Source organism: Klebsiella sp. K-3 (assembly GCF_051207495.1).
Taxonomy (GTDB): domain Bacteria; phylum Pseudomonadota; class Gammaproteobacteria; order Enterobacterales; family Enterobacteriaceae; genus Klebsiella; species Klebsiella aerogenes.
Map to the genome: position 1 here is coordinate 133,302 of NZ_JBPNXF010000004.1, position 12,287 is coordinate 145,588.

Sequence of the window (12,287 nt, forward strand, 5' to 3'; positions counted from 1 at the left end):
TATTCTCTTTTCTACTTCCAAATCGCCAAACGGTATATAAAACCGTTACTCCTTTCGTACTCGTTATAAATATGATGATCATCAGTAAATGATCATTTTTGATAAGGGTGCGCAATGGCCGTTAAATCACTGAAAAAAGGATATCTGGCGCTGGCGGCTTCCATGCTGCTGGTGGCGCAGGCGCAGGCGACTGAACTGCTGAACAGTTCCTATGATGTTTCCCGCGAGCTGTTCGCCGCCCTTAATCCGCCTTTTGAGCAGCAGTGGGCAAAAGAAAACGGCGGGGATAAGCTGACCATCAAGCAGTCCCATGCGGGCTCTTCCAAGCAGGCGTTGGCGATTCTGCAAGGTCTGAAGGCTGACGTCGTGACCTATAACCAGGTGACGGACGTCCAGATTCTGCATGATAAAGGCAACCTGATCCCGGCAGACTGGCAGAGCCGTCTGCCGAATAACAGCTCACCGTTCTATTCGACCATGGCTTTCCTGGTGCGTAAGGGCAACCCCAAAAATATTCATGACTGGAACGATCTGGTGCGTTCTGACGTGAAGCTGATCTTCCCGAATCCTAAAACTTCAGGCAACGCGCGTTATACCTATCTTGCGGCCTGGGGAGCGGCGGACAAAGCCGATGGCGGCGATAAAGCCAAAACCGAACAGTTCATGACCCAGTTCCTGAAGAACGTCGAGGTATTCGATACCGGCGGTCGCGGCGCGACCACCACCTTCGTCGAGCGCGGGCTAGGCGATGTGCTGATTACTTTTGAATCGGAAGTTAACCACATCCGTAAACAGTATGAAGCGCAGGGGTTTGAAGTCGTTGTGCCGAAGGTCAATATCCTCGCCGAATTCCCGGTAGCGTGGGTAGACAAAAACGTTAAGGCCAACGGTACTGAAAAAGCGGCGAAAGCCTACCTGAACTATCTCTATAGTCCGCAGGCGCAGACCATCATCACCGATTACTACTATCGCGTGAACGACCCGAAAGTGATGGCGTCGCTGAAAGATAAATTCCCGCAGACCGAACTGTTCCGCGTGGAAGACCAGTTCGGCAGCTGGCCTGAAGTGATGAAAACCCACTTCGTCAGCGGCGGTGAGCTGGACAAACTGCTGGCAGCGGGGCGTCAGTAATGTTGGCTGTGTCGTCCAAGCGCGTGCTGCCGGGCTTTACCCTGAGCCTTGGCACCAGCCTGCTGTTTGTGTGCCTGATTTTACTGTTGCCGCTCAGCGCGCTGGTGATGCAGCTGGCGCAGATGAGCTGGGCGCAGTATTGGGAGGTGATTACCAACCCGCAGGTGGTCGCCGCCTATAAAGTCACGCTGCTGTCTGCTTTTGTGGCGTCGATTTTTAACGGCGTGTTCGGCCTGCTGATGGCGTGGATCCTTACCCGCTATCGTTTCCCGGGCCGTACGCTGCTCGATGCCCTAATGGACCTGCCGTTCGCGCTGCCAACGGCAGTGGCGGGCCTGACGCTGGCCTCGCTGTTTTCGGTTAATGGCTTGTACGGCGAGTGGCTGGCGAAGTTTGATATCAAAGTGACCTATACCTGGCTTGGCATCGCGGTGGCGATGGCCTTTACCAGTATTCCGTTTGTGGTGCGTACCGTGCAGCCGGTGCTGGAAGAATTAGGGCCGGAATATGAAGAAGCGGCGGAAACCCTCGGCGCGACGCGCTTACAGAGTTTCCGCAAAGTGGTGCTGCCTGAACTGTCGCCAGCTCTGCTGGCGGGGATTGCGCTGTCGTTTACCCGCAGCCTTGGCGAGTTCGGTGCGGTGATCTTTATCGCCGGCAACATCGCATGGAAAACGGAAGTGACTTCGCTGATGATTTTCATTCGTTTGCAGGAGTTTGATTACCCGGCGGCGAGCGCGATTGCCTCGGTGATCCTCGCGGCTTCGCTGCTGCTGCTGTTCTCTATCAACACCCTGCAGAGTCGCTTTGGTCGACGCGTGGTAGGTCACTAATGGCGGAAGTTACTCAATTGAAGCGCTATGACGCGCCCCGGATCAACTGGGGCAAATGGTTTCTGATCGGCGTCGGGATGCTGGTATCCGCCTTCATCCTCGTGGTGCCGATGATTTATATTTTTGTCCAGGCTTTCAGTAAAGGGTTAATGCCGGTGCTGGAAAACCTGGCCAATCCGGACATGCTGCACGCCATCTGGCTGACGGTGATGATCGCGTTGATTACCGTGCCGGTGAATCTGGTGTTCGGTACGCTGCTGGCCTGGCTGGTGACGCGCTTTACCTTCCCTGGCCGCCAGCTGCTGCTGACGATGCTGGATATCCCGTTCGCCGTCTCGCCGGTGGTGGCAGGTCTGGTTTATTTGCTGTTTTACGGCTCCAACGGCCCACTCGGCGGCTGGCTTGATGAGCACAACCTGCAGATCATGTTCGCCTGGCCGGGCATGGTGCTGGCGACTATCTTCGTCACCTGTCCGTTTGTGGTCCGCGAGCTGGTACCGGTGATGATGAGTCAGGGGAGCAACGAAGATGAAGCGGCGATCCTGCTTGGCGCTTCCGGTTGGCAGATGTTCCGCCGGGTGACGCTACCCAATATTCGCTGGGCGCTGCTGTACGGCGTGGTGTTGACCAATGCCCGCGCGATTGGCGAATTTGGCGCGGTGTCGGTCGTTTCCGGCTCGATCCGCGGCGAAACGTTGTCGCTGCCGCTGCAAATTGAATTACTGCAGCAGGACTATAACACCGTCGGTTCGTTTACCGCCGCGGCCCTGCTGACGTTAATGGCTATTTTGACCCTGTTTTTAAAGAGTATGTTGCAATGGCGTCTGGCCAATCAGGAAAAACGCGCGCAACAGGAGGGAAATCATGAGCATTGAGATTGCCAATATTAAGAAATCGTTTGGTCGCACCCAGGTGCTGAATGATATCTCGCTGGATATCCCTTCCGGGCAAATGGTTGCGCTGTTGGGGCCGTCCGGCTCCGGTAAAACCACCTTATTGCGGATTATCGCCGGGCTGGAGCATCAATCCAGCGGCCATATCCGTTTTCACGGTACCGACGTGAGCCGGATGCACGCCCGCGATCGTAAAGTGGGCTTTGTTTTCCAGCACTATGCGCTGTTTCGGCATATGACGGTATTCGATAACATCGCCTTTGGCCTGACCGTGCTGCCGCGCCGTGAGCGTCCCAATGCGGCGGCGATTAAAGCCAAAGTGACCAAACTGCTGGAGATGGTGCAACTGGCCCATCTTGCCGACCGTTATCCGGCGCAGCTTTCCGGCGGCCAGAAGCAACGCGTGGCGTTAGCGCGCGCGCTGGCGGTCGAGCCGCAAATTCTGCTGCTGGATGAACCCTTTGGCGCGCTGGATGCGCAGGTGCGTAAAGAACTGCGCCGCTGGCTGCGCCAGCTACATGAAGAGTTAAAATTCACCAGCGTGTTTGTTACCCACGACCAGGAAGAGGCGATGGAAGTCGCCGATCGGGTAGTGGTAATGAGCCAGGGCAACATCGAACAGGCCGATGCGCCTGAACGCGTCTGGCGCGAACCTTCGACCCGTTTTGTGCTTGAGTTTATGGGCGAAGTTAACCGCCTGCAGGGCACCATTCGCGGCGGCCAGTTCCACGTCGGCGCCCACCGCTGGCCTTTAGGCTATACCCCTGCATATCAGGGGCCGGTCGATCTGTTCCTGCGACCGTGGGAAGTAGATATCAGCCGCCGTACCAGCCTGGATTCGCCGTTGCCGGTGCAGGTGCTGGAAGCCAGTCCGAAGGGGCACTACACCCAATTAGTTGTCCAGCCTCTGGGGTGGTATGACGAACCGCTGAGCGTGGTGCTGGCGGGCGATGAGGCCCCGTCCCGCGGCGAACGCCTGTTTGTCGGCTTGCAGAATGCGCGCCTGTATAACGGAACCGAGCGCATCGAACCGCGCGGCGAACTTGCTCTGGCAGAGTCGGCCTGATAGCTTAAATCCACGTGCTTTTGCCGGGCGGCGCAGCGCTGCCCCGGCTGACAGCCCGGAGCGCATGACGCGGCCGGGCTTTTTATTGGACAGCTGAAGTGAACACATTAGAACAAACAATCGGCAACACGCCTCTGGTGAAATTACAACGTCTGGGGCCGGACAACGGCAGCGAAATTTGGCTTAAGCTTGAGGGCAACAACCCGGCGGGCTCGGTAAAAGATCGCGCTGCGCTATCGATGATTGTCGAAGCGGAAAAGCGCGGTGAAATTAAACCCGGCGATGTATTGATCGAGGCGACCAGCGGTAATACCGGTATCGCGCTGGCGATGATTGCGGCGTTAAAAGGCTATCAGATGAAACTGCTGATGCCGGACAACATGAGCCAGGAGCGCCGTGCCGCGATGCGCGCCTACGGCGCTGAATTGATTCTGGTCACCAAAGAGCAGGGGATGGAGGGTGCTCGCGATCTGGCCGCCGCGATGGCCGAGCGTGGCGAGGGTAAACTATTGGATCAGTTTAACAATCCCGATAACCCTTACGCTCATTACACCACCACCGGCCCGGAGATCTGGCGCCAGACGGACGGGCGTATTACCCACTTTGTTTCCAGCATGGGCACCACCGGTACGATTACCGGCGTATCGCGTTTTCTGCGCAAACAGGCGAAGCCGGTAAGCATCATTGGGCTACAGCCGGAAGAGGGCAGCAGCATTCCGGGGATCCGCCGCTGGCCGCAGAAATATATGCCGGGCATTTTTAATGCCTCGTTGGTCGATGAGGTACTGGATATCCACCAGCAGGATGCGGAAAACACGATGCGCCAGCTGGCCGTACAGGAAGGGATCTTCTGTGGCGTCAGTTCCGGCGGCGCGGTTGCCGGGGCGTTGCGTATTGCTCGCGCCAATCCGGGCGCGGTGGTGGTGGCGATCATCTGCGATCGCGGCGATCGCTATCTCTCAACCGGCGTGTTCGGCGAAGAACACTTCAGCCAGGGGGCGGGTATCTAAACGCGCTATCACGGCCCCGATGCCAGGCATGGGGGCCGGTTAACTAAAGTGCGTATTTCGCTACCAGCTTATCCAGAAACGCCCATAGCTTTTGATTCATCTCGCGATAATCCCATTGCCTCATTTCATCTTCGCTGCGAATAAAGCGCCTGCCTTTTGCGGCGGCAAGTTCAGGTTGCGAGTGCGTAATTAATAACTCGATGACCTCCGCGTCAAACTCCATATGGCACTGAAAACCGTAGACCCGATCGCTATATTTGACGATTTGCCGCGGGCACCCTTCGCTGGAAGCCAGGACTTCCGCCGCAGGCGTCAGGCCCGGCATATCGTTGTGCCAGTGACCGACTACCACCGATGGTCCGAAATGGGCGATGTTGTCATCCTGCAGCCCGGCGGTGGTCATGATGATAGGATAGTGGCCAATCTCTTTTTCCGGGCTTTGCATCACCGGCGCACCCAGCGCTTCGCCGATGAGCTGCGATCCGAGACAAATCCCGACCACGATACGCCCGGCGGCAATCGCCTGGGCAATCAGGTTTTTCTCGGTATGGGCATCAAACCATGGGCACTCGGCAAGCGTGGTGCGTGGTGATTGCGGGCCGCCAAGTACCACCAGCATATCAAAACCCTCGGCACTCGCCGGCAGCGGATCCCCGGCATAAACCCGCGACCAGCTGGCCTGATAGCCGCGCGCGTTAACCCAGCGCAGATAGGCGCCGGGCGCTTCAAAAACTTCATGGACGATAAAGTGGATCCGCATAACAACTCCCGTGTTTAACAAGGTAAGACCAGCGATAAATCGTGTGCAAGTTGTTCAATTTGCGCCTCCGTTAAGGCGCCCAGCGACAGGCGCAGACCGTGCGACGGTGTTTTCACGCCAAAGGCTTCACCTTCACGCACCAGCCAACCGGCCCGCGCCAGACGCAACGCCAGCGGCTGGCTGGCGGCTGATAGCGGCAGCCAGAAGTTAAGACCATCGCCAGGCGGATAATCGCCAGCGCCGTGGTGGGCCAACGCGGCGGTGAGCCGCTGATTTTGCTGCTGATAATGGCGCTGGCTCGCAGTCAGAGAAGCGGCAAAAGCGCTATCATTCAGGCAGGCGAACGCCAGCTCTTGCAGTAAATGGCTGACCCACTGGCTACCGGCGTTCAGGCGCAGGCGCAGCGCCGCCGAGGTTGTCGGGTCGCTGGCGACTATCGCCAGCCGCAAATCCGGGCCCAGGGTTTTAGACATTGAGCGCACCAGCGCCCAACGCTGAATGCCTTCAGGTAGCGGATTGTGCCAGCGTGTCGCTGAGAGCAGGGCGAAGTGATCGTCAACGATCGCCAGCGTCTGCGGATAGCGAGCGAGCACGGCGCGGATCGCTTGTGCGCGCTCCGGCGTCAAACTGCAGCCGGTCGGGTTGTGGGCGCGTGGAGTCAGTATTACCGCGCGGGCGCCGTTGCGCAGGGCTTCTTCAAGCCGCTCCGGGTCCATGCCTTCACCGTCCACGGCGACAGGGCTGGGCTGGAAACCGGCGTAACGCAGCATATTGATGCTGCTCAGAAAGCAGGGGTCTTCTACCGCGACGCTGTCGCCGGGTAGCAGCAGCGCGCAGAGCAGGCGTTCCAGGGCGTCAATCGCGCCGCTGGTCAAGTTGATGTCAAATTCGTGGCCGATATCGCGACTGACCCACTCCCGGGCCCAGACAGCCAGCCGTGGCTCAACGGCAGCATCGCCATATAAGTGCGGGGTCTGCGCCAGCTGCGGAAGAAAACGGCCAATATCCGGCAGACATCGTGGATCCGGATTGCCGCCGGAAATATCAATCAGCGATGTCGTTGGATCGCCGCCCTCGACCGCATTAAGCGTATTGCGCGCCTTAATGGCCGTGCCGTTGCGCCCCTGACTGACGGCGAGCCCTGAAGTCACCAGCCGCTTGTAGGCCGCCGCCACCGTATTGCGGTTGACTGCCAGTTCGCCTGCCAGTTCGCGCACCGGCGGCAGCGCCTCGCCGGGTTGCAACGCGCCGCTCTGCACCAGATGACGGATGTTATCGAAAATCTCGCTTGCGGTTTTTCCGGTGAACATTATTGACCTATGACAAAATGAATTTTAGCATAGGACGAATGATAATCAGAGTATGACCCGCTGTCCAGCGGGGGGAGAAAGGATGAGTCAGCAAGACGAAATACAGTCCGTGCTCTTTAACGACCACAGCCGGGCGCTGGAGGTTGATATTGTGGCGGTGCAATCGCAGGTGGTATACGGCAGCGTTGGCAACAGTATCGCGGTACCGGCAATCAAGCAGCATGAATTACGGGTGATGGCGGTGCCGACAGTGTTATTCAGCAATACCCCACATTACGATACTTTCTACGGTGGAGTGATCCCGGAAGAGTGGTTTAGCGGCTATCTGAGGGCGCTGGAGGAGCGTGATGCGCTTCGCGAACTGCGGGCGGTAACCACCGGGTATATGGGCAGCGCCGGGCAAATTGCGCTGCTGGCGCAGTGGCTGCAGCGGATCCACGTGCACCATCCCGACCTCTGTATTCTGGTTGACCCGGTGATTGGCGATGTGGATAGCGGCATCTACGTAAAAGCGGAGATCCCCGAGGCTTATCGCCACCACCTGTTGCCGCTGGCGCGGGGTATCACGCCAAATCTGTTCGAGCTCGAAACCCTCAGCGGCATGCCGTGCCACAACCAGCAGGAAGCGGTGGTCGCCGCGCGAAGTCTGCTTTCCGATACGCTAAAATGGGTGGTGATTACCAGCGCACCTGGACTGGATGCTTCGACTATTAACGTGCTGGTTGTCACCGACGACGCGGTCGAAGTGGTCGTCCATCCTCGCGTCGAAACTGACCTTAAAGGCACCGGCGATCTGTTCTGCGCCGAACTCATCAGCAACCTGGTACGCGACATGCCGTTGGGCGACGCTACGCGCGCCGCCGCTCAGCGCGTGCTGGCGGTAATGACCTGGACCGAGAGTCAGGGCTGCGATGAACTCATTTTACCGCCGTCTGGAGCGCAATAACGATGCATAGCTATCGGTTAGTGGTACGCAGGGAAGGAAGAACCGTCGGCCATTATGAGACGACGGGAATGAACGCGCTGGAAGATGCCTGTAGGGCGAGGTCGTTGTTTGAAAGCGATCCTGGCTACCAGTGCGAGCTATGGGTCGCGGATAGCGAACGGCGTATTCTGGAAAGTAGCCCGCAGGGGATGAAGATCCTGGCGAGTGAAAAGTGCTACCGGCCGGCATAAAAAAATGGCGCCTTCAGGCGCCATTTTCTCGGCAAGCAAGAATTACTTCTTGATGCGGATAACCGGAGTTTCACCAACGGTGACGCTACCGGACAGTTTGATCAGCTCTTTGATCTCGTCCATGTTGGAGATAACAACCGGAGTCAGGGTAGACTTGGCTTTTTCTTCCAGCAGCGGCAGATCGAATTCGATAACCGGGTCGCCGACTTTCACGCGCTGACCTTCTTCAGCGATGCGCTTGAAGCCTTCGCCTTTCAGTTCAACGGTATCGATACCGAAGTGAACAAACAGCTCAATGCCGCTATCGGATTCAATAGAGAAAGCATGGTTGGTTTCAAAAATTTTACCGATGGTACCCTCTACCGGCGCAACCATTTTGTTGCCAGTAGGTTTGATGGCAATGCCATCACCCACAATTTTCTCCGCAAAAACCACATCCGGCACGTCTTCGATGTTGACGATCTCGCCAGAGAGCGGAGCAACAATCTCAATAGTTCCGGTGTCTTTTTTGTCATCAGAAACCAGAGATTTCAGTTTATCGAACAAACCCATGATCTTCTCCTAAGCAGTAATTTGGGCCGCGCATCTCGTGGATTAGCAGATTGTTTTTTCTTCAATGAACTTGTTAACCAGCGTCATTAACTCGTCCGTCGTCGGTTGAGCAAGAGCCTGCTCTGCTAATACTTTCGCATCTTCGAAGTTCGTGTTACGAATAATCTTCTTGATGCGCGGGATGGAAATGGCGCTCATAGAGAATTCGTCCAGCCCCATACCCAGCAACAGAAGTGTAGCACGTTCATCGCCCGCAAGCTCACCACACATACCAGTCCATTTGCCTTCTGCATGAGAAGCATCAATAACTTGCTTGATCAGAGTCAGCACAGACGGTGACATCGGCTGGTAAAGATGCGAGATCATATCATTACCACGGTCAACTGCCAGAGTATATTGCGTTAAATCATTGGTTCCGATACTAAAGAAATCAACTTCTTTGGCTAAATGACGAGCAATGGTCGCGGCCGCCGGGGTTTCCACCATCACGCCGATCTCAATCGATTCGTCAAAAGCTTTACCTTCGTCACGCAGTTCCTGTTTGTAGATCTCAATCTCTTTCTTCAGTGCGCGCACTTCTTCAACAGAGATGATCATCGGGAACATGATGCGCAGTTTACCGAAAGCGGAGGCTCGCAGGATAGCGCGAACCTGGTCGCGGAGGATCTCTTTACGATCCATCGCGATACGCACGGCGCGCCAACCGAGGAACGGGTTCTCTTCTTTCGGGAAGTTCATGTACGGCAGCTCTTTATCGCCGCCGATGTCCATGGTGCGAACGATAACGGCCTGTGAGCCGCACGCTTCAGCCACCGCTTTATAGGCTGCGAACTGTTCTTCTTCAGTCGGCAGAGAATCGCGGTCCATGAACAGGAATTCAGTACGGTACAGGCCTACGCCTTCCGCGCCGTTGCGCTCAGCGCCGTCTACGTCGCGAACGGTACCGATGTTAGCGCAAACTTCAACCTGATGACCGTCGAGAGTGATGGCCGGCAGATCTTTCAGTTTCGCCAGTTCTGCTTTTTCTTCAGCAACCTGCGCCTGCAGCGCACGCAGCTCTTCGATTTTTTCGTTGCTTGGGTTAACCAGAACCTGGTTGTTAACCGCATCAAGAATCAGATAGTCGCCGTTTTTCACCTGGGAGGTGACGCTTCCGGTACCGACGATTGCCGGCAGTTCAAGGGAGCGCGCCATGATAGAGGTGTGGGAAGTACGGCCGCCCGCGTCGGTGATGAAACCCAGCACCTTATTCAGGTTCAGCTGTGCGGTTTCCGACGGGGTCAGATCGGCGGCAACGAGGATGACTTCATCCGCGATAGCGCTCAGATCGATGATTGCCAGGCCCAGAATGTTGCGCAGCAGACGTTTACCGATGTCGCGTACGTCAGCGGCACGCTCTTTCAGGTATTCATCATCCAGCTCTTCCAGTGCAGTTGCCTGACCTTCGATAACTTCATTGGCTGCCGCATCGGCAGTCATGTGCTTATCTTTAATCAGGGCTATGATTTCCTGCTCAAGCTCCTCATCTTCCAGCAGCATAATATGCCCTTCGAAGATGGCTTCTTTTTCTTCACCGAAAGTTTCACCAGCTTTGGTTTTGATGACCTCCAGCTGGGCGGAGGCCTTGGTGCGGCCGTTCAGGAAACGTTCAACTTCCTGATCAACCTTATCGGCAGAAATTTTCTTCCGGTCGATGACAATTTCATCTTCTTTCAGCAGGAGAGCCTTGCCGAAAGCGATACCCGGGGATGCTAAAATGCCTGAAATCATAACCCTACCTTACTTGTGACTGATATTAAAAAGAACCCGTGAACTTACTCGAGTTCAGCCATCAGTTTAACCAGATGCTCAACTGCTTTTTGCTCATCTTCGCCTTCAGCGGAGATGGTCACAACGGTACCCTGAGTCAGGCCCAGAGTTTGCAGTTTGAACAGGCTTTTTGCGCTGGCGCTTTTGCCGTTGGAGGTTACAGTGATCTCAGAAGTGAAGCCTTTCGCTTCTTTAACAAACTGAGCAGCAGGGCGGGTGTGCAGACCGTTCGGAGCGGTAATGGTAACTTCTTGCTGGAACATTATATTTCCCCAACTTATAGGTTTAGTGTTGTGGACCTAAAGTCTAGCCTAACGACCAAACTTTAGCCTGTATTGTTAGCGCCGGCGTTACGTGTGTGGCTAAGGCGTCAGCAGCGAAACCGCTGAGAGGACCTTAAGTCCGTTGACGTCTAGCACTTCATTAAACATTATGCCGCGAAAGGAAGACTTGAACCAAATCATAAAATCGATTCAGCCTGCGGAAATCCAAATCTGAATAATTTCGCGCTTCAAAATAAATGTGCTGGTTAAATACCAGACCCTACGAGGTGAATCAATGCCAGGAGGGGTAAAACTTTGACGTATGCCACAAAAAAGCACCCGAAAAGGTGCTTTTTTACACGGTTTTTACAAACTGGCACTACTGTTGCAATTCTTTCTCGGTGAAGAGATCTGCGAACAGCGCCGTGCTTAAATAACGCTCACCGGAAGACGGTAGGATAACCACAATATTCTTATTGGTAAAGGCTTCATCTTCCTGCAGCTTTAACGCCGCGGCGACAGCCGCGCCGGAAGAGATACCGGCCAGAATGCCTTCTTCTTCCATCAGGCGACGGGCGGTGGAGATAGCCTCTTCATTGGTAATAGCGACCACTTTATCGACCAGTTTCAGGTCGAGGTTGCCCGGGATAAAGCCGGCGCCGATGCCCTGAATTTTGTGCGGGCCAGGTTTCAGCTCTTCGCCAGCCAGCGCCTGAGTGATAACCGGCGAGTCGGTCGGCTCAACGGCGACGGTAATCAGATCTTTTTTGCCTTTCGTGCCTTTAATATAACGAGAAACACCGGTCAGAGTACCGCCGGTACCGACGCCGGAAATAAAGACGTCAACCTGGCCATCGGTGTCTTCCCAGATTTCCGGGCCGGTGGTTTTTTCGTGAATTTCCGGGTTCGCCGGGTTACTGAACTGCTGCAGCAGCAGATACTTTTCCGGGTCGCTGGCGACAATCTCTTCCGCCTTCTGGATGGCGCCTTTCATGCCTTTCGCGCCTTCGGTCAGCACCAGGTTAGCGCCCAGCGCTTTCAGCAGCTTGCGGCGTTCCACGCTCATGGTTTCCGGCATGGTCAGCGTCAGTTTGTAGCCGCGAGCGGCGGCGACGTAGGCAAGGGCAATACCGGTGTTGCCGCTGGTTGGTTCAACCAGTTCCACACCCGGTTTCAGTACGCCGCGCTTTTCAGCATCCCAAATCATATTGGCGCCGATACGGCATTTAACGCTAAAGCTCGGGTTACGAGATTCTACCTTGGCCAGGATTCGGCCATTACCGATGCGGTTCAGTCGTACCAGCGGCGTATGACCGATAGTCAGGGAGTTGTCTTCAAAAATCTTACTCATGGCCCGTCCTTAACTGTATGAAATTTGGGGGTACGGCTTCAGCATACCCGCTTAAACAATATCCGGAAGTAAGGATTTAGCATATCTATATGCTGAAGGGAAATAATGATGAGCAAGAAGGAATAAGACGGAA

At 55.6% G+C, this 12,287-nt stretch carries 13 protein-coding genes; 7 read left to right on the forward strand and 6 right to left on the reverse strand.

Going from position 1 to position 12,287, the window contains the following annotated elements; genetic code table 11:
• Nucleotides 1–114: 114 nt before the first annotated feature.
• From ACSEMK_RS07545 to cysM, 5 genes are all read left to right on the forward strand, one after another.
• Entirely contained in the window at nt 115–1,131 is a 1,017-nt protein-coding gene (locus ACSEMK_RS07545) for a sulfate ABC transporter substrate-binding protein (RefSeq protein WP_430914722.1), read from the forward strand.
• On the forward strand, nt 1,131–1,964 hold the full coding sequence (gene cysT / locus ACSEMK_RS07550; RefSeq protein WP_015365489.1) for a sulfate/thiosulfate ABC transporter permease CysT: 834 nt from the start codon (nt 1,131–1,133) through the stop codon (nt 1,962–1,964). The genes ACSEMK_RS07545 and cysT overlap by 1 nt, the downstream gene beginning before the upstream one ends.
• Nucleotides 1,964–2,839 carry a sulfate/thiosulfate ABC transporter permease CysW gene (cysW, locus tag ACSEMK_RS07555; protein WP_015365490.1) on the forward strand — a complete coding sequence of 292 codons (876 nt, stop codon included), beginning with the start codon at nt 1,964–1,966 and terminating at the stop codon, nt 2,837–2,839. Before cysT ends, cysW begins: the two co-directional genes overlap by 1 nt.
• Nucleotides 2,829–3,923 carry a sulfate/thiosulfate ABC transporter ATP-binding protein CysA gene (gene cysA, locus ACSEMK_RS07560; RefSeq protein ID WP_015365491.1) on the forward strand — a complete coding sequence of 365 codons (1,095 nt, stop codon included), beginning with the start codon at nt 2,829–2,831 and terminating at the stop codon, nt 3,921–3,923. The genes cysW and cysA overlap by 11 nt, the downstream gene beginning before the upstream one ends.
• A 98-nt stretch (nt 3,924–4,021) precedes the next feature.
• Entirely contained in the window at nt 4,022–4,933 is a 912-nt protein-coding gene (cysM, locus tag ACSEMK_RS07565; protein ID WP_430914723.1) for a cysteine synthase CysM, read from the forward strand.
• A gap of 43 nt (nt 4,934–4,976) precedes the next feature.
• Here the strand turns inward: cysM and ACSEMK_RS07570 are convergent, their stop codons facing one another.
• Complete coding sequence (locus tag ACSEMK_RS07570; RefSeq protein ID WP_411325580.1) at nt 4,977–5,693, reverse strand: type 1 glutamine amidotransferase; 717 nt, start codon at nt 5,691–5,693, stop codon at nt 4,977–4,979.
• Between the two features lie 14 nt (nt 5,694–5,707).
• A complete protein-coding gene (ptsJ, locus tag ACSEMK_RS07575) occupies nt 5,708–7,003 on the reverse strand; it encodes a transcriptional regulator PtsJ (RefSeq protein WP_411325579.1) in 1,296 nt (431 codons plus the stop codon).
• A gap of 82 nt (nt 7,004–7,085) precedes the next feature.
• Between ptsJ and pdxK the strand changes: the two genes are divergently transcribed.
• The gene (pdxK, locus tag ACSEMK_RS07580; protein WP_411325578.1) at nt 7,086–7,949 is read left to right on the forward strand and encodes a pyridoxine/pyridoxal/pyridoxamine kinase; all 864 of its coding nucleotides are present in this window, start codon (nt 7,086–7,088) and stop codon (nt 7,947–7,949) included.
• A gap of 2 nt (nt 7,950–7,951) precedes the next feature.
• A complete protein-coding gene (locus ACSEMK_RS07585; protein WP_087858440.1) occupies nt 7,952–8,179 on the forward strand; it encodes a cytoplasmic protein in 228 nt (75 codons plus the stop codon).
• Between the two features lie 42 nt (nt 8,180–8,221).
• Here ACSEMK_RS07585 and crr read toward each other — a convergent pair whose 3' ends face one another.
• The 4 genes from crr to cysK all read right to left on the reverse strand — a co-directional run bounded on the left by crr (nt 8,222) and on the right by cysK (nt 12,154).
• A complete protein-coding gene (gene crr / locus ACSEMK_RS07590) occupies nt 8,222–8,731 on the reverse strand; it encodes a PTS glucose transporter subunit IIA (RefSeq protein ID WP_015365497.1) in 510 nt (169 codons plus the stop codon).
• Between the two features lie 42 nt (nt 8,732–8,773).
• The gene (ptsI, locus tag ACSEMK_RS07595; protein WP_015365498.1) at nt 8,774–10,501 is read right to left on the reverse strand and encodes a phosphoenolpyruvate-protein phosphotransferase PtsI; all 1,728 of its coding nucleotides are present in this window, start codon (nt 10,499–10,501) and stop codon (nt 8,774–8,776) included.
• Nucleotides 10,502–10,545: 44 nt separating this feature from the next.
• Nucleotides 10,546–10,803, reverse strand: coding sequence for a phosphocarrier protein Hpr (ptsH, locus tag ACSEMK_RS07600; RefSeq protein ID WP_000487600.1), 258 nt, complete (start codon nt 10,801–10,803; stop codon nt 10,546–10,548).
• Between the two features lie 379 nt (nt 10,804–11,182).
• Complete coding sequence (gene cysK / locus ACSEMK_RS07605; RefSeq protein ID WP_045362238.1) at nt 11,183–12,154, reverse strand: cysteine synthase A; 972 nt, start codon at nt 12,152–12,154, stop codon at nt 11,183–11,185.
• Nucleotides 12,155–12,287 lie beyond the last annotated feature (133 nt).

Bases quoted from the DNA above. Each gene is read 5' to 3' on its own strand.
- ACSEMK_RS07545 (WP_430914722.1), top strand. From the start codon at position 115: ATGGCCGTTAAATCACTGAAAAAAGGATATCTGGCGCTGGCGGCTTCC.
- cysT (WP_015365489.1), top strand. From the start codon at position 1,131: ATGTTGGCTGTGTCGTCCAAGCGCGTGCTGCCGGGCTTTACCCTGAGC.
- cysW (WP_015365490.1), top strand. From the start codon at position 1,964: ATGGCGGAAGTTACTCAATTGAAGCGCTATGACGCGCCCCGGATCAAC.
- cysA (WP_015365491.1), top strand. From the start codon at position 2,829: ATGAGCATTGAGATTGCCAATATTAAGAAATCGTTTGGTCGCACCCAG.
- ACSEMK_RS07570 (WP_411325580.1), bottom strand. From the start codon at position 5,693: ATGCGGATCCACTTTATCGTCCATGAAGTTTTTGAAGCGCCCGGCGCC.
- ptsJ (WP_411325579.1), bottom strand. From the start codon at position 7,003: ATGTTCACCGGAAAAACCGCAAGCGAGATTTTCGATAACATCCGTCAT.
- pdxK (WP_411325578.1), top strand. From the start codon at position 7,086: ATGAGTCAGCAAGACGAAATACAGTCCGTGCTCTTTAACGACCACAGC.
- ACSEMK_RS07585 (WP_087858440.1), top strand. From the start codon at position 7,952: ATGCATAGCTATCGGTTAGTGGTACGCAGGGAAGGAAGAACCGTCGGC.
- crr (WP_015365497.1), bottom strand. From the start codon at position 8,731: ATGGGTTTGTTCGATAAACTGAAATCTCTGGTTTCTGATGACAAAAAA.
- ptsI (WP_015365498.1), bottom strand. From the start codon at position 10,501: ATGATTTCAGGCATTTTAGCATCCCCGGGTATCGCTTTCGGCAAGGCT.
- ptsH (WP_000487600.1), bottom strand. From the start codon at position 10,803: ATGTTCCAGCAAGAAGTTACCATTACCGCTCCGAACGGTCTGCACACC.
- cysK (WP_045362238.1), bottom strand. From the start codon at position 12,154: ATGAGTAAGATTTTTGAAGACAACTCCCTGACTATCGGTCATACGCCG.